Genomic DNA, 23526 nt, shown 5'->3' with positions numbered 1-23526 from the left:
GAACTCAACCATTTTAGCTAAATCCTTGTTTATCAACAAGTTTTTATCAACATCACCGCCGATGGATGTGCATTATAGAGCAAATAAAACCTGACGCAACCCCTATTTTTAATTATTTTGGGAAATACGACACAACTGTTTATTTATTCAACAAAAATACACTTATTTTTCTTTTTTCACTAAAAATGGGACCGGATTGGCCAAATGATCACCTAATTTTTCTGCCTGATTTTTTTCCTGCCATTTTAAGGCGCGACAATCAATATATTCACAATAGCCGCCTTCGCCCTGTTCTTCGACATCATTTATTTTGACCTGATAATGAAAACTGCCGACATAACCTGCAGCCAAGCCAAATTTAAAATCCCCACGGCTTTGTGCCTGAATATGGATACGCGTGCCATCTGCACCGCTGTAACACCATTCAAATTCACGCGGCAGATACATGCTTTGCCGGTTTGGAGTCATCACCGCCGGATAAACCCGGTGCACTTTAAAATATACGCCTTCATCAAACAGCTGGCTTTGGCCACCGCTCAGGTCACGCAAATACATCCGCGACTGCAAAATCCGGTTAAAGCGGTCCCGCACTTGGGCCAGTAATAACTGCCGTTGTTGCTGCAGATTAATCACCTGATAGGTAAAAAAGGCTAAAGGTAGATAAGGAAAATTAATGGCTCGCGCATATTCAAAGCTGCCGAGTTGCTGGATCTGATAATGTTGCTGTTTATATTGAAGCTGTCCACTGCATTCACACAGCAAAGACCAGTGATCGGCCAGCCCCATGCGTAGCTTGGCAAAATAGGAAATCACCGGGGTAGTACGAATCTTCAGATCAAAACTGAGTTCAGAATCCAGACGTTGGACCCGAAACTCCGGAAAATGTCCTTCCAGCTGTTCCCGGCCACCAAACTGAAACAGTGCCGGCTTGAAATAACATTCTTTTTCCACTGAATAACTGCTGAGCTGCCCCACCATATGTGGACTGGAACTGACCAGTACCGTAGCAGTATCCAGCGGATGGGTTTGAATCGCGCTGTCATTACGCAGCATCGGGGCATTTGGCTGCCCAATCAGGCTCAGGAAATTAAGATAATGTAAGGGCGCGGGCAAATTGGGAATCATCAGCCCTTGATGAATGATTTTATATTTCTGGTTCGGGGCGTGAAAAGGCAGCTGCTCAAGCTTGAGTTGATGTGGAGCTTGATTCAGTTGTTTGGATCGATCGAGAAAATCTTGAAACATCTGCATAGCAAGCTCCTGGGTGTCATCTTGTTATGATTCGGCGGTTTTTCTCGCCATATAAGTGGTCACAAAACCTGATAATGCATAGATGATAGAAATCACCAGAATACCGACCGGAATATTATAGGTCATGGCCGCCAGTACAAAAACTGCTATCGGCAGCACAATAAACGGCACCCGCTTACGGTCCAATGTCTTAAAGGAATAATATTTAATATTGGAAATCATCAGCAAGCCAACCGCCACAATAATCACGGCGTTGATGATCTGAATACCAAAGTCCTGAATATTATAAATTTCAGGAAAATCGCGGCCGACCCAGACCAGCGACACCAGCATTAAAGCCGCCAATGGACTGGCTACACCAATAAAATAACGCTTATCAACCACGCCAATCTGCACGTTAAAACGCGCCAGACGGAAAGCCGCACAGGCGGTATAGACAAAACAGCAGGCCAAGCCAATCCGGCCCAGATCATTCAGGCTCCAGCTATACATTAAAATTGCCGGGGCCACACCAAAGGCCAGCATATCGGACAAGGAGTCAAACTGCTCACCAAACGGACTTTGCGCACCAATGGCACGCGCAACACGACCATCTAAACCATCAAATAAGGCCGCCAGGAAAATGGCATAAATGGCCTGGCTATATTCGCCATTCATGCTGGCAATAATTGAATAAAAGCCCGACAGTAAAGCCGCGGTGGTAATGAGATTAGGCCACAGGTAGATGCCACGGCGTTTGACCTTTTGCCCCTCGCGGGTACGTTCCTCTTCCACCACTTCAAATGTGATTCCATCGTAATCATGTTCACGCGTCACGGAATCACCCTCGGGCTTCGGTGTGTTTATCATTATTTTATTCCTAACTCTAACCTAATCTCTGTTGTGACTGCTTGGCTTATTCGCCAACCAGCCAGCGTACTGCTGCATGTCCACCATTGTCCTGCATGCGTAAATGCGGGAATAACCATTGTAAGGCTTCATCTGCATCTTCAGAGAATTTCCAAGGTGGATTGATCACCAGTAAACCACAGCCATTCAAGCCAACCGGGGTATCATCTGGCCAGACACAGATTTCGCAAACCAGCTGACGGCGAATGCCCGATTTGTACATTTTCTTTTCAAAACGTTCAATCATGGCGCGGTCTTTAATTGGATACCACACCGCAAACACGCCTGTTGGCCATTTTTTATAGGCCGCGACCAGCAGTTCTACCAGCTGCGGGAAGTCTTTACGTTCCAGCTCATAAGGCGGGTCAATCATGACCAGACCGCGTTTTTCTTTCGGTGGAATCACCCCAAGCAGACCTTCGTAAGCATCACGTTCATGCAAGCCAGCACGACGGTCACGGATATTGCTGCGCAATTGCTGAAAAACATCACGCTGCATTTCAAACACCGTGGCTTTATCCATCTCACGCATGCCTTGTAAGGCAAACCATGGTGAACCCGGATAAGCACCCTTGCCATCCGTCTCGCGCATCTGCTCGACCAGATTCAGATACTGCTTCACGCCTTCCGGTGCATTGCGGATAATCGAGTCATCCAGTTTGACCAGACGGTGAATACCATTTAAGAACTCACCCGACTTCTGTGCAGGTGCTAAAGATAAGTCGTATTTGCCTGCACCGCCATGTGTATCAATATAGCGATAAGGTTTATCTTTGGCATTTAAACGTGTCAGTAACTGAAGCAAAAGCACATGCTTCATGACATCGGCAAAGTTGCCTGCATGGAAATGGTGACGGTAATTCATGTTTCTTTAATTCCTGAAATCAACCGGTATTTTAGCATGAAAAAAAGTTTCATTCAGAGGCTTATCTTGCTCTAAAATAGTTCCCCCGCTTTTTTATCCTTGTTCGAGTTTTGCCTATGCAAACACATTCTCTACCACCATCCTGGAATCTGGCACAGATATTCAATGATCTGGATCAATCCGGTTATGCCCTGATTGATGATGCCTATCCACAGGATTATGTACAAGCTTTGGTAGCAGAATGTACCGCACATTTGAATGAGTTTCGTAACGCAGCCATTCAAAACGGTGTGGTCAGCCAGATTCGCAGTGATCATATCTTATGGCTGGATTCAAGCCTGCCGGTTGCCGAGCAGCATACCCAAACCTTAATGGCGCTGGCCGAGCAATTAAATCGTGCCTTTTTTCTGAGCATTAAGGAAGTCGAAGTCCATTTTGCCTGTTATAACGCCGGCGAATTTTATGCCCTGCACCGCGATAATCCGCAAGGTAAAAATGGCCGGATGATTTCCTGCGTCTTTTATCTGCATGAACAGTGGCAGGCCGATTGGGGCGGTGAATTACGCTTGCAGGACAAACAGGGCGAATGGCAGATCATTGCGCCACAGCCCAACCGGATGGCCTTATTCCAAAGTGATTTGCTGCATGAAGTGCTGCTCTCCAAACAGCAGCGCCTTTCGATTACTGCCTGGCTGCGTAGTGATCCACAGTTGTGGTGATCCTTTAAATCCTGGCAAGTGGCCTCATATAAACCGTATTGTGAACTGAGGATTGTGCCGATGCGTGATACCACCCAACCGATTATTCAGCGTATCGGTGAAACTGACCAGCTCTATTTACAGGGCAACACCCCGGAACTGGCGCTGGAACGTGCTTCATTACGCCTAGAACTGGTGATGCTGAGTCAGGTCCGTCAGGAACAGACCTATTTCCTGCAAGAAGCGATTGTGCTGCTGGAGCAAGGCCGGGTTGAATTTGAGGAAATGCCGCTGTCCTTATATTTAAATCTGTCCTTAACCCTGGCCAAGGCCTATATGCTGTATTTTGAAATCAGCCAGGAAACCCGCTTTGCCTTAATTACCCAGCAGATTCTAAAACCGCTGACCAATTATAATCATGGCGATATTTACCTGTTCCTGGCCTATGCCAGCGCAGCGAAAAAAGAAAATGCACTGACTCAGCATTGGCTGACCAAATACCGTAAAACAGCCGAGTTTGATGCCGATGTACTACGTGAACATACTGCCTTTGAACACTGTCATGGTCAAAGCTGGTTTGTGCAGCTGATTCAGCCGCGTTTACACTAAAGCTCAGCACGAAAAAAATATTTAACAACAAAAATGCCTCATTGATTGAGGCATTTTTTATGGACTACAGAAACGCTTGAATCTTCAGGCAGGATTAAGCGGTTTGGGCTTTATAGGCATCCATATGTAATTGTTGATTCAATTCATCGACCCAGATCGCCCAGTCATCATCCTGGACCAGATGACTGATTAATAAAGCACGCTGGGATTTATTCCAGAACGGCGCATCATGCAAAGAAATATGGGAAGGCAGTTGATGGGTACGTACATAAAGTTCAATGGCCGCCGGACTATTGGCTAAACCAAGTTGAGAAAATAATAGAGCTAAGGATGGTGTGTTGTGATTGAGCATCTCGCCCTCCTTATATATCAGATAAATTGTAGTTATTTATCCATCTAACTTATAAGATAAAGCAAAAAAAACCTAGTCTTTGCGACCAGGTTTGTTGTTTCAATTTGTGATTAAAGTTCGCAAGAGCCAGAAAGCTTATGTTCGGTATGTAATTGCTCGTTTAAGACATCAATCACGATGGCCCATTCATCATCACTTTTCCAGTGACTGATAATGAAATCGTGCTGGGCCTTGCTCCAGAATGCGGCTTTATGTAGGGGAATATCGGAAGTTAATTGATGGCTTTCAATAAATTGATCAATGGCTTCTGAACTGGACTCTAGACCCAGCTGCTCAAATAACAGTTCTAATGTGGGTTGCTGATCAAACATGGCGCCCTCCTCAGCATTTTTTTACTGTATTGTAGCTTTACGTTATAAGAATTCTGCACAAAAGCACAGCCTTGTGACTGCGCTTGTTGTATTTTTTTGTACCAAAGCATGTAAGGCGGATGAGCCTGATTGAACTGGCTCCGGCTTATTGCGCCAGCTTGTCGCTTTCAACGTGTAGTAACTGGTTTAATTTGTCGATAATCACAATCCACTCATCATCCTGATGCCAGTGTTCGCGTAAAAAGGCGCTTTGTCCCTCACTCCAGAATCCAGCATCGGGCAAGGTCACTTCTGCCGGCAATTGATGGGCACGCACAAATTGCTCAATAGATGCTTCGTCTGCGGCTAAACCCAGTTGTTCAAATAATAATTCTAAGGTCGGCTGTTGTTCGAGTACCATGGAATGACTCCGTATTTTTCTAGGCGAAGTCCATAAACTAGCAAATCCGGAACAGCATTAGGGCTACAGGCCGATGTATTCTTGTTATGTTTTGTGAGGTTTGTCATGGCGCTGATCAATACAACAATCCATACAGCTGCATAAAAAAAGCACCCCAAATGGAGTGCTTTTTCTAACTTAGTTCAACACTAAATTATTTCACCATGTCAGCAATTGCTGCACGTTCTTCTTCAAGCTCGTTTAGCGTGAAGTTGATACGCTCACGGCTGAATTCGTCGATTTCAAGACCTTGAACGATCTTGTATTCGCCATTTTCGCAAGTTACAGGGAAACCGAACATTACGCCTTCAGGGATACCGTAAGAACCATCAGAAGGAATACCCATGGTTACCCATTCGCCGTTTGTGCCAAGCGCCCAGTCACGCATATGGTCGATTGCAGCGTTTGCAGCAGAAGCAGCAGAAGACAGACCACGCGCTTCGATGATTGCAGCACCACGTTTACCAACAGTTGGAAGGAATACGTCTTTGTTCCATTCAGCATCGTTGATTTTGTCTTTCAAGCTTTCGCCGTTTACGTTCGCAAAACGGTAGTCAGCATACATTGTTGGAGAGTGGTTACCCCAAACTGTCATGTTTTTGATGTCAGAAACTGCAACACCAGCTTTTTGAGCAAGTTGAGTCAACGCACGGTTGTGGTCAAGACGTAACATTGCTGTGAAGTTCTTCGCTGGAAGATCTGGAGCAGATTTCATTGCGATGTAAGCATTCGTGTTCGCAGGGTTACCTACAACAAGAACTTTAACGTCACGGCTCGCAACTTCGTTCAGCGCTTGACCTTGACCGATGAAGATTTCACCGTTGACTTTAAGAAGGTCAGCACGTTCCATACCTGGACCACGTGGACGTGAACCAACTAAAAGTGCATAGTCAGCATCTTTGAATGCAACTTTAGGATCATCAGTACCGATCATGCCAGCCAATAATGGGAAAGCACAGTCGTCAAGTTCCATCATTACGCCTTTCAGCGCTTGTTGAGCTTTCTCAACAGGAATTTCTAATAATTGAAGAATAACTGGTTGGTCTTTACCCAACATTTCACCGCTAGCGATACGGAATAATAGGCTGTAACCAATTTGACCAGCAGCGCCAGTAACGGCAACGCGAACAGGTTGCTTCATGTAATTATCTCCAGTTGAGAGGATAGTTAATGCGATTAAATAGCTGTTCTATCTAATCTTAATAATCATAAACGGCAAAGATTGTACTCCAATCCTTTGTCAGATGCATGTAAAAGGCTATGGATTTCAACAAAAGTCTGATAGGAAATATAAATAAAATGCCGAAAAACGTCGGGTTTTAGTATGAACCTTTAATAATAAAGGCCGATGGACACTGGGTTTCCACGCTACTGCTGCACTGTTTATAGCGCCCATTCGGGCTATAGCAGATTTTCAATTCAGTTAAATAACTTTTGGCCTGATGCGAAGTGCACTGAAAGTGAATGCTCTTGGAATGCATGCCCGGATTCAGGCGAATAAACAGCCGGTTCAGTTCATTCTGCTGCACCACGGTAGTTTCCTGACCGGTCAGCACCGCCGGGACTTTCAGCCGGTCGGCATAGTTAATGATGGTACGGAAATACTGGCTGGCATTCATCGGTACGCAGCCACCAATACCCTGCCACAATTGCACCCGGGCATGTTCATCGGGCATGACCCGTGCCACCACTTTGGCCTGAATGGGAGACAGTTTGGCTGAAGAGCTGGTTTCGCAGTCACGACGGGAGGTTTCCGGATACAGCCCGGTAATATTCAGCGAGTAGCCTTGCAGGCATTTCCGCTGCTTGGCGCGGTTGCTGTCAAACATGCACACGGCGGGTGTCATTTGTACATCCATGACATAGCCCTGCACCGTGGCAGCACATGCAGCACTACTGAGCAATACCCCCGCCCCACCCGAAATCAGGATGAGGATTCCCGCTGGCTGCCCCCCGGCTGTCAATTTCTTCATTCTCAAACTTAGCACCTTCTCGTGTCGTTTTGAGTCCCATCCTCCAGCATCCATGCAGGAGACACCCCATCTTGTTTACTGCGTATTGCGCATTGGAATCTGCTGCATACGTTTACTGATTGATTGCGCGCCCTGACCCAGCAATAATCCATAGTGCGTGGCATTGGTCATGACGTGTTTAACGTAATCGCGTGTTTCCAGCAACGGAATGGATTCGGTATATTGATCCGCTGCCATGTTTTGAAATTCAGGCTGCCAGCGACGGGCACGGTTTGGCCCGGCATTATAGCCCGCAGTTGCTAAAACCGAGTTATTACTAAGCTGACCCTGGATGGTCGACAGATAAAACGTGCCATAACGAATATTGGTATTCATATCGGTGAGTGCCGCCGGATTATAGGTTTCCCCCATTTGGCGGGCAATTAAACGCGCGGTATCCGGCATAATCTGCATTAAACCACCCGCCCCGACATGCGAACGCGCCGTAGTCACAAAACGGCTTTCCTGACGCATCAGGCCATAGGCCCAGGCCGGATCAATCCCGGCATTCTGGCTGTGGCTGACCACATAATTCTTGTACGGCATGGCATAACGGTACTGATAATTATGCTGCTTGGTGGTGCGGTCTGCCGCATAAATGGCCCGGTCATACCAACCCATATCGGTGGCGCGTTTGGCTGCAGCCAATAACAGACCATCATCATGTTTTAAATAGGCCTGACGCACAGCCCAGTTCCATTCACGGTTAATATAACTGGCCGGTGCATTAATCTGGCGCAAGGCAAAGGCGCGTCTAAAGTGAATATCCTGATTTAAACGCTGCATATCCTGCGAACTTGGCTCACGGCTCACAGGAATCGAAGAATAGCTGTATCCGAGCTGATCTTTGGCCAGCAAATTGTGGTAATCATCCCCCTGAGCCAAACGTTTATAAATCGCGTCAGCACTGCGTTTTGAAGTGGCATCGCCACGCTGCCCAGAGGCACGCGCCAGCCAGTACTGCCAGCGGTCTTCCTGCTTTTGCGACACGCTCATGACATCAATCGCGCGAATTACACTTTCCCAGGCACCAAAACGAATCGCCTGACGGGCATAAATTTCCGCTTCTTCCGGGCTAAATGGCAGTCCATAGCTGGCATCCAGCGCATTCAGTACTTCACGGTTAAAATTGTTCTTCATGACGGTGGTGCCGCCAATATAGCCCACAGCACGATACAAGGCGCGCTGCACCGACTGCGGGGTACCTTCTGCAGCACGTTTCACCGCAGATAGAGCCGAGTTCAGGTCGGTATCGGCCAGGCGGCCCAAGGCATAAATCAGATAAGCCTGATCTTCAGCACTGGCTTTTGGTGCAGACCATAAATAGTTAAGCGGATTGGCCTGAATGCTGTTCAGCTGCGACAGACTCAGGTTTAAACCTAGTCCCTGTGCAGTGGCAAGCGCCTGTCCGGATTGGCCGGCACGCAGCTGCACCCACAAACGCTGCTGTTTATCTTCCTGGGTCATCAGTGGGCTGGATAACATCATCCGGCCCAGACCGGTACAGGATTCCGGCTGCGAATTGGTGGTTAGCCAGACATCTTTAAATTCGGCAAAAACCAGCGGATCACCCGACTGGGCACGCACCTGCGCCACGGCACAGCTTTCGGCACGGTCGGCATTGGTCACATACGGCAGCACTGATACAGCATTGCTAAAATCAGCCTGTTTGACTTTTTCTTCGACATAGTCAGCGGCCAGTTTTTCTGCCATGGCCGACTGTGGATAACGCTGGGCAAACTGCACAATCGAGGCGGGTGACTGAGTGGCCAGATTGGTATTTAAAATCCAGTATTCCGGATAATAGCCGAGCACATCATTTTGCATGGCACTTTGATATTGCTGCAATAAAGAGAGGTTACTGGCATTGGCTGCCCGCAGCGCATCATTAAACTGCTCTTCGGCTGCGTACAAGGTTGGGAAAATGCTCAGTGATGCCAAACCTAACACAAGCTTTTTGCAAAAAATTCTTTTCTTTTCAGTCCATGTGCGCATGTGCCTATTTTCAGTCATTACTTCGCCTCTCCTCTCTTACCGCAATATACTAAAACAGTTTCATTATTCTCAAACACCTCAATTGTTGTGTTATGTAACCTCATGATTAAACAATATTAATTTTCGAACAATTTTAATTGATAAATCAATCTTCTGCTTCCCTCATTTAGGGCTATAAGTTTATACCCAGTTCCTGTTAAAATACGCGTTTTTCTATCACCTCTGCCGTTCAAACATTTCAGAACGGACGATCTCGATTTTATCCTTCAGGAGCCTACATGACGGTTCAAACCTTCATTCCAAATGGTGCCAAAGCTGCCTCAGAAAACACTGTTACCCAGCCACAGCACACCCCAGCCGACGGTTCAGTGAAAAAGCTGTACATCGAAACGCAAGGGTGTCAGATGAATGAGTATGACAGTCATCGTATGGCAGACCTTTTAGGCGATTCTCACGGCTATGTGCTGACCAGCAATCCGGCCGATGCCGATATCCTGCTGATGAACACCTGTTCCATCCGCGAAAAGGCACAGGAAAAAGTGTTCTCGGAACTGGGCCGCTGGCGCAAACTGAAAGAAAAAAATCCGGATCTGGTGATTGGCGTGGGTGGCTGTGTTGCTTCTCAGGAAGGTGACAATATTCAAAAACGTGCGCCGTATGTCGACATGGTGTTTGGCCCACAAACCTTGCACCGTTTGCCACAAATGCTGGATCAGCATAATGATCAGGTTGAAAAACCGAAAAAAGAAAAAATCAAGCTGGTGGATATTTCCTTCCCGGACATTGAAAAATTCGACTTCCTGCCAGAACCGCGCGTCGAAGGTTTTAAAGCCTTTGTGTCGATTATGGAAGGCTGTTCCAAATACTGTTCTTTCTGCGTGGTGCCCTATACCCGTGGTGAAGAAGTTTCACGTCCACTCGATGACGTCCTGGCGGAAATTGCTGGTCTGGCAGAAAAAGGCGTACGTGAGATTTCACTGCTCGGTCAGAACGTGAATGGTTATCGCGGTGAAACTTTTGACGGCAACATCTGTACCTTTGCTGACCTGTTGCGTTTGGTCGCCGAAATTCCGGGGATTGGCCGTTTACGTTATACCACTTCGCATCCACTAGAATTTAATGATGACCTGATTCAGTGCTACCGTGACTTGCCACAAATGGTGTCGCATTTGCACTTGCCAGTACAAAGTGGTTCCAATGATGTATTACAGGCCATGAAACGTAACCACACCATTGATGTTTACATCGAAAAAATTGCCAAGTTACGTAAAGTGCGTCCGGACATGCATTTATCTTCCGACTTTATTATTGGCTTCCCGGGCGAAACTGACGAGAATTTTGAAGAAACCTATCGGTTTATCCAGGATATGGACTTCGATCATTCGTACAGTTTTGTCTATTCAAAACGTCCGGGCACCCCGGCTTCTGAACTGCCGGACAACACTCCGGAAGATGTCAAAAAAGAACGTCTGGCCAAAGTGCAGCAATGGATTAAACAGTCCAGTATTGACAAAACTGATGCCATGCTCGGCACCGTGCAACGTGTGTTAATTGAGAGCGTGTCGAACAAAGATCCGAATGTACTGGTCGGCACGGCGGACAATACACGTTTGGTAACATTTATTGGTGATCCGGCTTGGGTCGGACGCTTTGCGGAGATTGAGATTACCGAGATTAAAACTTTAAATTTAGTTTATGGTGAACTCTTGAATCTTGAACCAGACGTGGCGTAATGTAAGGGAACAATACGACTACTTCTGAATAAGGAATTCTCTTGACTGCAGCAATTCGACGTACAGTAAATTTTCCTGGCATTTCAATGGAACGTCTCAAAAGCATGCTCGGTGCTTATAACGGCCACTTGAAACAGATTGGACAGCGTCTAGATGTGCAAATTTCTCATCGAGGTGATGCCTTTTTTATTGATGGTGAAATAGATGCAGTTGAGAGAGCCGAGCTCTTGCTTCAGCGTTTATATGAAGAATCGGAAAATTCCAGCCAGATTAGTGCCGACACCTTACACATGATGATTCAGGGCAGCCAGACTGACCGTGAATTGCAGATTGATGAAGAGCAGGAACATACCGGTTTAGATGCGGTCTGGTTACAGACCCGCAAAGGCCGGATTAACCCGCGCGGTGCCAACCAGAAACGTTATGTGCAGCGTATTTTACAAAGCGATATTTCGTTCGGGATTGGCCCAGCAGGAACCGGTAAAACCTACCTGGCCGTGGCTGCAGCCGTCGATATGCTGGAGCGCAATGAAATCCAGCGGATTTTACTGGTCCGCCCTGCGGTTGAAGCCGGTGAAAAACTCGGTTTCTTGCCGGGTGATTTAACCCAGAAAATTGACCCGTATTTGCGCCCGCTGTATGACGCGTTATATGAAATGCTCGGCTTTGAAAAAGTCGCCAAGCTGATTGAACGTCAGGTGATTGAAGTCGCGCCGCTGGCCTATATGCGTGGTCGTACCCTGAATCATTCTTTTGTGATTCTGGATGAAGCGCAGAACACCACACCAGAACAGATGAAAATGTTCCTGACCCGTTTGGGCTTTGGCTCACGTGCCGTAATTACCGGTGACGTGACTCAGGTCGATTTACCGCGTGGTCAGCAGTCTGGTCTGGCGCATGCCCTGCGCGTGCTGGAGCACGTCAAGGAAATTCATATTACCCGTTTCCATTCACGTGATGTGGTGCGTCATCAACTGGTGCAAAAAATTGTTGAAGCCTACGAAGGCTGGGACAGTGAGCAACAACGTCTGAGTGCAGAAGCCCATGCCGAACGCAAAGCCCGTCAGGAAGCGCTGATTGCAGAAAACGATGCCAAGGCCGATGCGCAGGACTAAACTGATCTAAGGATATATTTTGAAACTGAGTCTTTCTCTACAACAGGATGTTCAAGCCCCTGAACTGGTCTTGAAACGTAGCTATATCAAAAAAGTTGTAGAAACCACCTTGCGACATATTGGCACCCAAAGTGACTGTGAAATCGGGATCGCCTGTGTCGACAATGAAGAAAGCCATAAACTGAATCTGGAATATCGCCAGAAAGACAAACCGACCAACGTGCTGTCTTTCTCAAGTGAACTGCCCGATGAAATGGCCGAATTTCTTGATGCTTTCCCCATTGGAGATTTAGTGATCTGTATTCCGGTGGTGCTACGCGAAGCGAATGAGCAAGGCAAAGCACCGCTGACCCATTTCACCCATATGCTGGTGCATGGCACCTTGCATTTGATGGGTTATGATCATGAAACTTCAGATGAAGATGCTGAAGAAATGGAAGGCATTGAAATTGAAATTCTGGATAAGCTCGGTTTTGAAAACCCGTATCTAGAACGCGATTAAAGTTAAACAATGAAGAAGCGGGCTTAGGCTCGCTTTTTTTTATAGGGTTTATTTTATAATGAGATGAATAAAAATAGATAAGCCACAATCATGAAATACGTTGTTATTTTTAAAGCGAAAATTAAAACACTTGATCCTCTGTATTTTGCCACAGCACAGCAGTTACGTCAGAAAGCCTTAAGCCAATTCCGCTGCATTCATTTTGAAGCATTAACAGAAGGTTTATCTGAAATCGCCCTATCCTATTGGCATGATCTTTCAGATATACACGCTTGGCATTTAGATGCGGAACACCAAGTCGCACAACAACTCGGACATAACACTTGGTATGAAAATTTCAGTGTTGAAGTTTGTGAAGTATTACGTCACTACAAACGCTAGCGCACCTCAAACTCCGCCTCAGCCGGGTCAAAACGCCAGGTCCGGATAATGCGTAGCTCGGAAATATCTTTCATCTTGGCATCAAAGGCACCAAAAGGAGCAGCTTTACGCACAGAAGCCTTGGCAGCTTCATCCAGCATGGCATGCCCCGAGCTTTCAATTAAACGAATCGCACGAATCCCACCGTTGGCATTTAAAATCACCATTAAACGCACCTCACCGGCCAACTGTTGCTGCTTGGCCGCTTCCGGATAATAACGGTTACCATAAAATTCGACTTTCTGACGGAATTTTTCCAGATAACCGGCTGCGACATCCTGCTTGGCCTGAATTCCATCTACGGTTTTAATTTTCTGCTGACGGCTGAAATTTTGCTGACGCTGTAAATACTGCGCTTCTAGACTGGCCACCATCGCCGCTTTGGCCTGAAACTGGCTGTTCAATTCTTCTAGCGCTTTTTTACGCTGGTTTTCCGCCGCCTGCTTTTGCCAGCTTAAGGTAGTCATTAGCACTTTTTCTTCAAAGCTCAGTTCACGCTGCTGCTGCAAACGCTCCAGACTTTCCAGCTGCTGATCACCGGCACTCTGTTCAATCATTGGTGCGGGCATATCGCTGGACATGCGGTGCGCTTCCCGGAAGGTGCCAGAACCCTGCTGGTCGGCCTGTGCTAAAAAGTCGGCGTCCTTAATTTCGGTGGCACTTGGCCTTAAGCTGACCGCAATTTCCTTGACCGCGGCATCGCTTTGCTGTGGCATGACAAATTGCACCGTTAACACAGCCAGATGCGAAAGTGCCGCCAGCGTCAGTACGGTGCCAAATAGTGGATCTTTCCACCACTGCTGCGTCAAAGGTGCAAAATGAAATTTCTTTAACATCACATTAATCCGACAAAATCGCGGATTCCCCAAATCGTATAAAACGAGATAAAATAAGACTGGTTTTTACTTTTGAAAAAAAGCGAGACACCCGTCAACATGTCGTGTCACGATAAATAAAATCTTGAAAATGGTGCAGTTTATTTTGCTAAACTGCAAGCTTCAATTGGCGTATTTTTAATACAATTCGACAAGATCTCTGCAAAGTTAATAAAGATTAACCCATTGGAATGCCCTGTATGTCCCCTCTTATCTCTCTCATTTCAAAACGTTTACGTCAGATGTATCAGAAGGCTGAAGGATTTATTGAAGATGAGCGCGAATTTCCAATGTCTCAGGTTTTTCTGAATGCGACCTTTCAGCGCTTTGTCACCGACAATGTCAAAATGCTGAAAGACTTACATGCCGATTTACATGACGAGTGGCTGCGTCTGTACGCGACCCTGGACTATAACGGGCTGTATATTACCTTGTCGGTAGATTTGAAACTGGTGCAGATGGAACTGAATAAAAATGTCCAACTGATTGTATTTGAACAGATTAGTGATACCCAGGTGATTGAAGCCAAATATCCAAGTATCCTGCATAAGCTGGGTGTTCGGTTTGCGCTGTTCTTCTATCAGAAAGTGCTGAACAAAGATCCACTGGGCATGATTCTGCAAAAACTGAATGTAATTAAAGTTAAAGATGATCTATTACATTTAGACCTGAACCGCTGGCTGGGTAAGAACCGCTCGATCATTGACACTTTGGGCAAAGTGCATGTCAATCATGCGGTGTTGCGTGAAGCCGAACTGGTGGTCATGGGCAATGTTAACCTGACTGCGCTGTTTCGAAAAATTGCAGAAGATCGCGACCGTGAAGAAGCCGAAGAAGCACAAACGGCCACAGAAGTGACGCCCATCAAACAGAAAAAGAGCTAAAAGCTCAAACAGAGAGATTGCAGATGCCGATCAGGATTGCTACACAAGCGTTACATAAAGTGCATATTTGCAAATTTTCTCTTCATCATTCAAGCGCATAATAGAACAAAGCACAATGTGCGCTTATTTACAGCAATAGGAAACAATTTACTTATGGCTAAACACGTATTGAAAACGATGGGCATGGCAGCGGGAGTTTCGACTGCACTGTTATTTGCAGGGTTCTCAAACCAGACTTTTGCCATGAGTCCATTCCAAGCCAGTTATCAGTTCAGCTATAACGGCAAAAACCTTGGCTCTGCGACCCGAACCTTAAGCAAATCCGGCAATCAGTGGAACTATGTTTTTGCCGCCAAAGCCGGCGGGATTGCTTCGGCCACGGAAACCAGCCGCTTCACCTTTGAAAATGGCAAAATTGGTTCTTCCAGCTTTAGCCGCAGCAGCAAAATCCTGATTCATAACAACACCATGAGTATTCACTTTAATCCGGCTGCGAAAAAGATTAATACCAAAAAAGACAAAGAGTCGCGTTCATTTGCCTGGAAAGCCGGTGTACTCGATGAGCTAAATGCCGAATTGCAGATTCGTGAAGACTTAAAAAATGGTTCGCTCAAATCGACCTATTACCTGGCCGATGCCAAGGAGGTCGAAGCACGTAAATTTGTACGCCAAGGCAGTGAAAGCGTAAAAACCAATTATGGCACCTTTGACACCATTAAAGTGGCGATTAAGCATGACAAGCCGGGCCGTGAAACCATTTTCTGGTTAGCGCCAAAACTGGACTACTTACCGGTGAAAGTGACCCATCTGGACAAGAAGAACTCTTATGGCCTGCTGTTAACCGGCTATAAAGGCCCAACAAGTTAATCATTTTCTCGATTTTTGCTTGCATTTTTTCAGGTGCTTTTTAAAATACGCTTTTGCTTTAAAAAGCACCTGCTGTTGAGGATTCTCCCGTGCACGCACTAGAACAGAAAATCTTAGCTGAAGGTATCGTTCTGTCTGAAGAAGTTCTGAAAGTCGATTCTTTCCTAAACCATCAAATTGATCCGGTCATGATGCAGCAAATTGGTCAAGAATTTGCGCGTTTGTTTAAAGATGCCGGCATCACCAAAATTATTACCATTGAAGCGTCAGGTATTGCACCGGCAGTCATGGCAGGTTTAGAGCTGGGCGTTCCCGTGATTTTTGCACGTAAATATCAGTCTTTAACCCTAAAAGATGACCTGTATCGCTCTAAAGTGTTTTCATTCACTAAACAGGTCGAAAGCACCATTGCGATTTCAAACAAGCACATCAGCTCAAGCGACAAAGTACTGGTGATTGATGACTTCCTGGCCAATGGTCAGGCGGCTTTAGGTCTGGCTGACCTGATTCATCAGGCCCAAGCGGAAGTGGTCGGTATTGGTATTGTGATTGAAAAATCCTTCCAGCCAGGTCGTGACCTGCTCCTGGAAAAAGGCTACCGGGTTGAATCTCTGGCGCGTGTCAAGTCACTGGCCAATGGTACGGTTGAATTTGTTCGCGACTAAGACTTCGCCTGCAATTTATATCTAAAAGAGCACTCAGGTGCTCTTTTTTTATGGCGATGTGATTTACAAAATTCTCTACCACGCTCCAGACCGAATGGCTTAGCATAAGCCTAACGGCAAATTCTGAGCGTTTTGACCAAGGTCAGCTAACGCCTTTTGTCCTAAGCTATTGGCTCTTTGGATTGACCCAGCATTTTTAGAAGGCACTCTACACTCATGACACAAGACAATCCGTTGATGGAACACAGTATCGTCTGTCCGAAATGTGGCTCAAATCAGGTTGAAAAGCGCAACCATGAACAAAACTTACAAAAAATTGGCGGAGTATTGCTCGGGTCGGCCGGAACAGCAGCCGGAACTGTCGGCGGGGCCGCCTCCGGTGCCTCTTTAGGCGCTGCCATAGGCACCGTGGCCGGACCGTTAGGGGTGATTATGGGCGGCACCATTGGTACCTTTGTGGGTGCAATTAGTGTCGGCATTACCGGCGGTTTTCTGGGTCATCGCTTTGGTAAAAAAGCCGGGGTCATTGTGGACCAGAATATCTTCCTGGATTTTCAGTGCCTCAACTGCAAACACCGCTTTAAAGAAAAACTCTAACACCTTTGAGGTGAGGTCGATGGAGGGTGCGAGCTAACCAACGGAGCACCGCATACATTACTTCTGTGTCGGGGCGCCTTGTTCAGTCGCCGCTGGCTCTTTTGAGCTGGCCTGATCTTTGGCTTTGGTTTGTGCTTTTTTCTTCAGGATAATCCGGATGATGCACCACGCTTGCTACTGCAGGACAGCACCAGACTTAGACTCAGCACACTAAATCCCATAACGAACCACATTTTCATCTCGTATTCCTCAGTAGTTTGGATTTTTCTCAGCGTGCATGACGGCAAGGTGCTCTTTTCCTCCACAGGAAAGCACCCAACCGATCATGAATAGGGAGAGAACCGTCACAGCATAGGCTGTGTATAGAAAGACTATTAGATAGACGCCGAATTGGGGTGGTCGAAAATCACCAGAAGCAGTCATTTTCACATGAAATTCATTTAAATTAACAATCAAAAAACCAGCATCAACAGCAGAAAGCCATTAACGGATCTGAGCGCTATTTTGGCCTTGCTGCTGCTATTTTTTTTAAAGCTATTTTTTAAGCGCTGTGCAGTTTTTTCACCACGTCTGCTAAACGTAATCCTTGCGCTTCACAAAGTTTCTTTTCATCCTGACTTAAGCTCTGGTCATGACGCGGGCCGCTGACATGCGATGCACCATACGGTGTACCGCCGGTTTTGGTATTGGATAAAGCCGGATGAGCATTGCTGAGTCCCATAATCATCATGCCATGATGGAATAACGGCGGTAGCATGGTCAGCAAGGTACTTTCCTGGCCACCGTGCTGTGAACCCGATGAAGTAAATACACAGGCCGGTTTATCATGCAGGGCGCCGCTCAGCCACAGACTGGTGGTCTGATCCCAGAAGAATTTCATTTCCGAGGCCATATTGCCAAAACGGGTCGGCGAACCAAGCGCAAGACCAGCACAGTTGGCCAGGTCATCCAGGCTACAGTAAATATCACCTTCGGCCGGAATACTCGGCTCGGCAGTTTTGACCACCGCGGCAATATTCGGTACTGTACGTATTTTTACCGCTACGCCTGCTGCCTCTACCCCGTTGGCAATCAGATGGGCCATTTCACGGGTGCTGCCATATTTGCTGTAATACAGAACTAAAACATAGGGTTGCATAATGTTATCTGTAGAGTAAAAAAGAAAACTATACGGTATTTTGCTGTATTTTTGGTTAAGCTGGCACAGGAAAACACAGAAAGATCACTAAAAAAATCGAGACTTTAGCCGCATGATTGTTGAGTATTTAAAAAAGCTGCCCTTTTATGACCACCAGTGGTTCCAATTCGTGCTGTTTGTATTACGCCGTTTTGAAGCAGACCGCTGTCGTGAACAGGCCGGCTCGCTCACCTATACCACACTGTTTGCGGTGGTGCCAATGCTGACGGTTTTTCTGGTCATCATCTCCTCGATTAAAGCTTTAGAACCGGCGCGTCAGCAGTTACAGCAGCTGATTTACAGCAACTTTCTGCCCAAAACCACCATCGCCTTTGATAAGGCCCTGAATGCCTTTACCGATAAATCCAGCAATCTCACCATTATCGGGATTCTGTTCCTGTTCATTACCACTGTACTGATGCTGACCAGTATCGAAACTGCCTTTAACCGGATTTGGCGGGTAAAAGAAACCCGAGGCGGGATTATGGGCTTTATGCGCTACTGGACCATTATTTCGCTGGGGCCGATTTTACTTGGCAGCGCCTTTGTGCTGTCATCTACCGTTGCCTCGATGAATGTACTGAGCAATAACTTTGCCGGTTATGAGGTCAACGGTGCTTTTATTCTGTGGATCATTTCCTTTTCCCTGACCATTGTCGGCTTTTTTATTCTGTACTGGACCATTCCCAACCGCAATGTGCCGATTAAAGCCGCGCTGATTGCCGGCGTCTTTAGTGCGGTGGTGTTTGAGGCATTAAAAAACCTGTTCGGCTTTATCATGTCGAATTTCACCAGTTATGAAATTGTCTATGGCGCCTTTGCTGCCGTGCCGATTTTCCTGCTGTGGATTTTTCTGTCGTGGAATATTATTTTGCTGGGCGTGGAAATCAGCTTTGCCCTCACCGCTTTTAATTCCGGCAAAGACCAGAAACGCCATCCGATGATTATGCTGCTGGACCTGCTGGAGCTGTTTTATCAAAAACAGAAAAAAGGCGAAAGCGTGACCGAGCAGGAAGCACTGGAAGTACTGGGCCGCGATGAAATTGGCCGTTTACCGAATTATATCTGGATGCTGGAGCAGCAAAACCTGATTAAACGCACCGATAACGATGAACTGGTGCTGGTACGAAATTTATCGCAGGTCAATTTCTGGAGTTTTTATACCCAGCTGCCTTATCCGCTGCCGCAGCGCAAAGATGTCGGCAATATTCATCCGGATGATGAATGGATGCAGAAACTCGGACCGGCGCTGATTGAAGCCGATGACTATCTGGCAGCCAAGCTGTCGATTCCATTGTCGAAAATTTTTGAAGAAAAATAGAGGTAGCACCTGCTGATCTTTAAGGCCGGGAAATAAGCGCCAGCTAAGCGGAAATTTCGCTGGTGCTTTTCCAGCAGATCAGCGCACCCAGACTGACCAGACTACAGCCGAGCCAGAACACCCAGCCAGGCTGTAGCTGCAACAGCCACATCGAGATCAATGAAGACAGCACCGGAATAAAATAGGTGGCCAGAATTAGCAGCTGAATACGGCCAAACTGAATACTCTGGTTCCAGTTATGATAAGCCATTCCGATCAGGGCACCGGCCAACACAATCCATCCCCATAGCGAAAGGCTTGGCCATTGCCATGGTTCATCCAGCCCCACATGCAGCGCCCACAGCAAAGCCGCAGTCACCACAAAAAACAGCGACACTGCATTGCTGCCTTGGGCATAGGCCCGGGTCAGCACACCGTAGCAGGGCCATAACAAGGCCGCTAAAAATGCCAGACTATAAGCCAACGGATTTTCCGTCAGTACGCTCCAGAGCTGGGCCAAGTTCCAGATCTCCGGATTGACCACCAGCATCAAGCCCAGTACGGCCAGCAAAAAGCCTGGAATTACCGCCCAGTGATAACGCAGCTGTTTGGCCAGAATCGCCAGCACAATACTCAGCGGCGGCCACAGATAATTGATCATGGCAATCATCAGCACCTGTTCGCGCTGTGTCGATAAAGCAATCGACAGCAGGAACAGAATTTCATAGCTGACAAATAATGCCCCACTCCCCCAGAGATAGATTTTCGGCATCTGGCTAAGTTTGGGCCAACCTTGGTGCAGCAGAATCACCAGCGCACTGACACTATAAATAAGCGCAAGTGCCAGCACCGGACTGAGCTGCTCACTAATCAGCTTGACCACACCTACTAGGCTGGCCCAGATCAGCAGTGAGCTCAAGCCCAGTGCAGTAAAGCGTTGTGATTGGCTCAGCATCAGGCCACGCGCCGCTTGAACCAGCCCTGTGCGCTGACCATAACCACGCCCAGCATCACCAGGATAGCACCCATAATAAAGCTGTGTTCCAGTTGCTCACCCAGCAGCCACACGCCGAACAGCACCCCAAATAATGGGGTTAAAAAAGAAAATACCCCCAAGCGTGAGGCCAGATAGTTTTTCAGTAACCAGAACCAGATTAAATAACTGGCAAAAGAAATCAGAATGGCATGAAACAACAGGCTGCCAATAGCGACCGGACTCCAGTGCACCACCGCCTGTCCGGACCAGTAGGCCAAAGGGAATAGCACGATAAAACCGCCCAGCAGCTGATAGAACAAGGTTTGGGTGGCTGGTGCTTCGGCCAGCGGGGTTAAGCGCACCGCTATGGTAGTGGCCGCCCATAAAATACCGGCACATAAAGCCAGAAAGTCGCCATAGAGCATGGAACTGGTTGCGGCACTGAGCTGACTGTCACGCCCCAAAAAAGTCACCACAATGCCCAGAAAAGCCAGCAGAATACCGCTCCATTGCAGCAGGGAAAGCCGTTCACTGGGCAGCTTCCAGTGCAGGCCTAAAGCTACAAAAATTGGCGCGGTATACAGCAGCACCACGGTATGGGAGGCCGAGGTAAAGCGGATGGCTTCAGCCAGCATAAAAAATTCGGCGGCAAATAGCAGCCCGACCAGCAAGCCCGGATACAAATACGTCGGTGTCCATAAATGCACACCTTGAGCCAGCCGGATTAACGGCCAGACCAGCAGCGCAGAAATCCCGGAACGCAGCGCCATTTGCATTAGCGGTGAAATATCAGGCGCGGCAATTTTCAGCACCACCTGCTGCAGTCCCCAGAAAATACACAGCACAAACATTATGCTGGCTGCTCTGGCATCCAGTGCCTGTCGTTGTTTCACCAAAATTCCTTGAAAATTCTCGTTTTTCCCTAGCCTACCTTAATTGAATTGGCAGGCATTTAAAATATGTGCTGCACGCTTTTCCTGCAATTTACACATAAACAGCTGCCATAAAAAAACGACCCGTGATGGGTCGTCCTGAGTCTGGCCTGTCACGTTTAGTTATCGCTGACAAAGGCAATATCACTGAGTCCGGCTTCACTCGCACGTGACATTACCTGGGCAACGGTATCATAACGGGCATCTTTGTCGGCACGTAATTGTACTGTTGGCTTACGCTCCTGCTCGCCTGCCGCATTTAAACGGTTTTCCAGCTCATCCAGACTGATGATCTGATCATCCCAAGCCACTTCACCCGAAGCATTAATGCTGACGGTAATCGCCTGTGGCGGTGGATCAATAATTTCTGCCGTGGTTTCTGGCAAGGTTAATGGTATTGATGGGTTGGCAACGGTCGCTGTCACCAGGAAGATGATCATCAAGACCAGCATAATGTCGATGAGCGGAATGAGGTTCATCTCATTCATGCCGCTATCGTTGTCTTCACCCAATTGAAATGCCATTAAGCTTGACCTCCCACTAAACCTTGCTGTGCAGTTTTCACTTCAGCCTGAGCGGTCGCAGAATCCTGCTGTAGCATGGTGTCAATTAACAGGTTGTGTGCATGATCTTGCAGCTCATGTGACAAGGTCCGGTTAAAACGACTACAGATGTTATAGGCAATAACTGCTGGAATCGCGACAGCCAGACCAAAACCGGTCATGATCAGTGCTTCACCGACAGGCGTCGCCACTTGGGCAAGGCCAGCCTGACCGCTTTTACCCACCGCTACCAGCGCGTGGAAAATCCCCCATACGGTACCAAACAGACCGACAAACGGTGCCAGCGATGCAATAGTTCCGAGTACCGATACGCCTTTTTCTGCAGAGGCTTTTTCTGCCGAAATCTGGCGTAACAGCGCCTGCTCTGCCACGGCCTTGCGCTGTTCAAAACTTAAAGGCGCAAATTTGGCTTTCAGGCTGTTCAGCGCTTGAGCGAGTTGAGCATAGGCTTGCTGTTTAAGTTGGCGGGTGCCCATCAGACGCAGCACAAAAATTGTCCAGGTCGCAATCGACATTGCCAGTAACACGAAATACAGTGTTTTGCTGACTGCATCTGCATGTTGCCAATAAACTGAAAAGTTCATACTCGAACTCCTGATTAAAGTTAGCCGTTAGGATTCAATGTCAATTCAAAGGGTTGCTCGGCACGAATTGGATAAGCAACGCCATTTTCCTTGTACGGTTTGAATTTTGCACTACGCACAGCGCGTAAAATCTTTTCATCTAAAGCAGCAATGCCGCTTGAACGGGTAATCCGCGCACTGGTGATTGAGCCTTTTTCATTGGCTTCAATTAAGACCACCACGCTACGGGTTTCACCCTGTAAATCTCGGTTGGTATACGATGGTTTTGGTGAGCGGCTCCACTGCACGCCCGAACCCCCAATGGATACCGATTTGGTTGCTGGCACAGCCGGTGCAGGCGGCGCTACTGGCGCAGGCTGTACCACCGGTTGCGGTGCCGGTTTCACCACTTTGGTTTCAGAAACCGTGGTGGTAACCGTTGGGGTTGGCTGCGGCGTTGGCTCAACCGGTTTGACCACAGGTTTTGGCGCTTCGGCCTTTTTCACCTGCTGGACTTTTTCCACTTTTTTCGGTGGTGGTGGCAATGGTTTTTCAACCACTTTCACTTCTTTGACTTCTGGTGGCTTAGGCTGTGCCGGTTTTGGTTCTGCTTTTGGTTGTGGCGGTAAAGGTTTTGGTGGTTCCTGAATTTTGACAAAGCGGACTTTTAGCGGCTCCTTGTCAATCGGTTTCAGTTCCGGTGATTCCATCTGGCTAACCGCCCACAACACCCCGATATGGCCAATAACCACGGCCACCAGTGCAGACAGCACTTTCTTTTTCATGGGATGAGGAGATTGCATCATGGGAGTAGAAGATGGACTCATTAAACTCAGTTACCTTAAAGAGGTGATAGCCAGTTTCAGATTTGACCTAT

The 23526-nt window shown here is 47.3% G+C and carries 27 protein-coding genes; 11 read left to right on the top strand and 16 right to left on the bottom strand.

From position 1 onward, the window contains the following. Positions 1-162 precede the first annotated feature (162 nt). The 3 genes from FTT63_RS05765 to FTT63_RS05755 are packed head-to-tail and all read right to left on the bottom strand — an operon-like array spanning position 163 to position 3004. Positions 163-1251 (bottom strand): DUF6670 family protein, encoded by a 1089-nt coding sequence (locus FTT63_RS05765; protein WP_005182214.1) that lies wholly within the window; start codon positions 1249-1251, stop codon positions 163-165. 24 nt (positions 1252-1275) lie between these two features. Further along, the gene (gene pssA / locus FTT63_RS05760) at positions 1276-2100 is read right to left on the bottom strand and encodes a CDP-diacylglycerol--serine O-phosphatidyltransferase (RefSeq protein WP_075168287.1); all 825 of its coding nucleotides are present in this window, start codon (positions 2098-2100) and stop codon (positions 1276-1278) included. Between the two features lie 46 nt (positions 2101-2146). Then, positions 2147-3004, bottom strand: a complete 858-nt coding sequence (locus FTT63_RS05755) for a 23S rRNA (adenine(2030)-N(6))-methyltransferase RlmJ (RefSeq protein ID WP_005182209.1) — start codon at positions 3002-3004, stop codon at positions 2147-2149. A 116-nt stretch (positions 3005-3120) separates the two neighbouring features. Between FTT63_RS05755 and FTT63_RS05750 the strand changes: the two genes are divergently transcribed. Further along, positions 3121-3723, top strand: a complete 603-nt coding sequence (locus FTT63_RS05750) for a 2OG-Fe(II) oxygenase (protein ID WP_127801751.1) — start codon at positions 3121-3123, stop codon at positions 3721-3723. A gap of 60 nt (positions 3724-3783) precedes the next feature. Further along, the gene (locus FTT63_RS05745) at positions 3784-4311 is read left to right on the top strand and encodes a hypothetical protein (protein WP_005182203.1); all 528 of its coding nucleotides are present in this window, start codon (positions 3784-3786) and stop codon (positions 4309-4311) included. A gap of 94 nt (positions 4312-4405) precedes the next feature. Here FTT63_RS05745 and FTT63_RS05740 read toward each other — a convergent pair whose 3' ends face one another. From FTT63_RS05740 to FTT63_RS05715, 6 genes are all read right to left on the bottom strand, one after another. After that, complete coding sequence (locus FTT63_RS05740) at positions 4406-4663, bottom strand: DUF2789 family protein (RefSeq protein WP_005182199.1); 258 nt, start codon at positions 4661-4663, stop codon at positions 4406-4408. 110 nt (positions 4664-4773) lie between these two features. After that, positions 4774-5034, bottom strand: a complete 261-nt coding sequence (locus FTT63_RS05735) for a DUF2789 family protein (protein WP_005182196.1) — start codon at positions 5032-5034, stop codon at positions 4774-4776. A gap of 145 nt (positions 5035-5179) precedes the next feature. After that, a complete protein-coding gene (locus FTT63_RS05730; protein ID WP_005182193.1) occupies positions 5180-5434 on the bottom strand; it encodes a DUF2789 family protein in 255 nt (84 codons plus the stop codon). Between the two features lie 193 nt (positions 5435-5627). Then, the gene (locus tag FTT63_RS05725; RefSeq protein WP_005182191.1) at positions 5628-6614 is read right to left on the bottom strand and encodes a malate dehydrogenase; all 987 of its coding nucleotides are present in this window, start codon (positions 6612-6614) and stop codon (positions 5628-5630) included. Positions 6615-6792: 178 nt separating this feature from the next. Further along, on the bottom strand, positions 6793-7446 hold the full coding sequence (locus FTT63_RS05720) for a ribonuclease I (RefSeq protein WP_045796419.1): 654 nt from the start codon (positions 7444-7446) through the stop codon (positions 6793-6795). A gap of 75 nt (positions 7447-7521) precedes the next feature. Then, positions 7522-9498: a lytic transglycosylase domain-containing protein gene (locus FTT63_RS05715; protein WP_163169946.1), complete on the bottom strand. Its 1977-nt coding sequence runs from the start codon at positions 9496-9498 to the stop codon at positions 7522-7524. Positions 9499-9758: 260 nt separating this feature from the next. Between FTT63_RS05715 and miaB the strand changes: the two genes are divergently transcribed. From miaB to FTT63_RS05695, 4 genes are all read left to right on the top strand, one after another. Next, entirely contained in the window at positions 9759-11213 is a 1455-nt protein-coding gene (gene miaB / locus FTT63_RS05710) for a tRNA (N6-isopentenyl adenosine(37)-C2)-methylthiotransferase MiaB (RefSeq protein WP_104472822.1), read from the top strand. Positions 11214-11254: 41 nt separating this feature from the next. Then, on the top strand, positions 11255-12328 hold the full coding sequence (locus tag FTT63_RS05705; protein WP_180192068.1) for a PhoH family protein: 1074 nt from the start codon (positions 11255-11257) through the stop codon (positions 12326-12328). A 19-nt stretch (positions 12329-12347) separates the two neighbouring features. Beyond that, positions 12348-12830 carry an rRNA maturation RNase YbeY gene (ybeY, locus tag FTT63_RS05700; RefSeq protein WP_163169944.1) on the top strand — a complete coding sequence of 161 codons (483 nt, stop codon included), beginning with the start codon at positions 12348-12350 and terminating at the stop codon, positions 12828-12830. Positions 12831-12920: 90 nt separating this feature from the next. Beyond that, on the top strand, positions 12921-13211 hold the full coding sequence (locus FTT63_RS05695; RefSeq protein WP_163169943.1) for an antibiotic biosynthesis monooxygenase: 291 nt from the start codon (positions 12921-12923) through the stop codon (positions 13209-13211). On the opposite strand, the gene FTT63_RS05690 is transcribed toward FTT63_RS05695, so the two are convergent. After that, the gene (locus tag FTT63_RS05690) at positions 13208-14086 is read right to left on the bottom strand and encodes an energy transducer TonB (RefSeq protein WP_005182159.1); all 879 of its coding nucleotides are present in this window, start codon (positions 14084-14086) and stop codon (positions 13208-13210) included. The genes FTT63_RS05695 and FTT63_RS05690 overlap by 4 nt on opposite strands. 239 nt (positions 14087-14325) lie before the next feature. Here FTT63_RS05690 and FTT63_RS05685 point away from each other — a divergent pair, with 239 nt between their 5' ends. The 4 genes from FTT63_RS05685 to FTT63_RS05670 all read left to right on the top strand — a co-directional run bounded on the left by FTT63_RS05685 (position 14326) and on the right by FTT63_RS05670 (position 17138). After that, entirely contained in the window at positions 14326-15009 is a 684-nt protein-coding gene (locus FTT63_RS05685; RefSeq protein WP_160255734.1) for a hypothetical protein, read from the top strand. 153 nt (positions 15010-15162) lie between these two features. Then, a complete protein-coding gene (locus tag FTT63_RS05680; protein WP_005182145.1) occupies positions 15163-15876 on the top strand; it encodes a DUF3108 domain-containing protein in 714 nt (237 codons plus the stop codon). A gap of 89 nt (positions 15877-15965) precedes the next feature. Next, entirely contained in the window at positions 15966-16541 is a 576-nt protein-coding gene (locus FTT63_RS05675) for a xanthine phosphoribosyltransferase (RefSeq protein WP_005182137.1), read from the top strand. Between the two features lie 216 nt (positions 16542-16757). After that, positions 16758-17138, top strand: a complete 381-nt coding sequence (locus tag FTT63_RS05670) for a hypothetical protein (RefSeq protein ID WP_005182135.1) — start codon at positions 16758-16760, stop codon at positions 17136-17138. Positions 17139-17679: 541 nt separating this feature from the next. Here the strand turns inward: FTT63_RS05670 and wrbA are convergent. After that, a complete protein-coding gene (gene wrbA, locus FTT63_RS05665) occupies positions 17680-18276 on the bottom strand; it encodes an NAD(P)H:quinone oxidoreductase (protein WP_104470746.1) in 597 nt (198 codons plus the stop codon). A 112-nt stretch (positions 18277-18388) separates the two neighbouring features. On the opposite strand from wrbA, the gene FTT63_RS05660 reads away from it, so the two are divergent. Further along, a complete protein-coding gene (locus FTT63_RS05660) occupies positions 18389-19636 on the top strand; it encodes a YihY family inner membrane protein (protein WP_005182132.1) in 1248 nt (415 codons plus the stop codon). Between the two features lie 43 nt (positions 19637-19679). Here FTT63_RS05660 and yddG read toward each other — a convergent pair whose 3' ends face one another. The 5 genes from yddG to FTT63_RS05635 form a co-directional block, all read right to left on the bottom strand. Beyond that, positions 19680-20570, bottom strand: coding sequence for an aromatic amino acid DMT transporter YddG (yddG, locus tag FTT63_RS05655; RefSeq protein ID WP_163146149.1), 891 nt, complete (start codon positions 20568-20570; stop codon positions 19680-19682). Continuing rightward, positions 20570-21484, bottom strand: coding sequence for a DMT family transporter (locus FTT63_RS05650; RefSeq protein ID WP_127799009.1), 915 nt, complete (start codon positions 21482-21484; stop codon positions 20570-20572). The genes yddG and FTT63_RS05650 overlap by 1 nt, the downstream gene beginning before the upstream one ends. Before the next feature lie 158 nt (positions 21485-21642). After that, positions 21643-22047, bottom strand: coding sequence for a biopolymer transporter ExbD (locus FTT63_RS05645; protein WP_005182129.1), 405 nt, complete (start codon positions 22045-22047; stop codon positions 21643-21645). Continuing rightward, on the bottom strand, positions 22047-22670 hold the full coding sequence (locus FTT63_RS05640) for a MotA/TolQ/ExbB proton channel family protein (protein WP_005182127.1): 624 nt from the start codon (positions 22668-22670) through the stop codon (positions 22047-22049). Before FTT63_RS05640 ends, FTT63_RS05645 begins: the two co-directional genes overlap by 1 nt. Positions 22671-22690: 20 nt before the next feature. Further along, positions 22691-23476, bottom strand: coding sequence for an energy transducer TonB (locus FTT63_RS05635; RefSeq protein WP_016659573.1), 786 nt, complete (start codon positions 23474-23476; stop codon positions 22691-22693). Between the last annotated feature and the right edge of the window lie 50 nt (positions 23477-23526).

The organism is Acinetobacter sp. C15 (assembly GCF_013420645.1).
In the GTDB taxonomy this organism is placed as follows: domain Bacteria; phylum Pseudomonadota; class Gammaproteobacteria; order Pseudomonadales; family Moraxellaceae; genus Acinetobacter; species Acinetobacter indicus.
The sequence above is the reverse complement of the archived record's forward strand: the minus strand, read 5'-3'. Positions and strand labels throughout refer to the sequence as shown.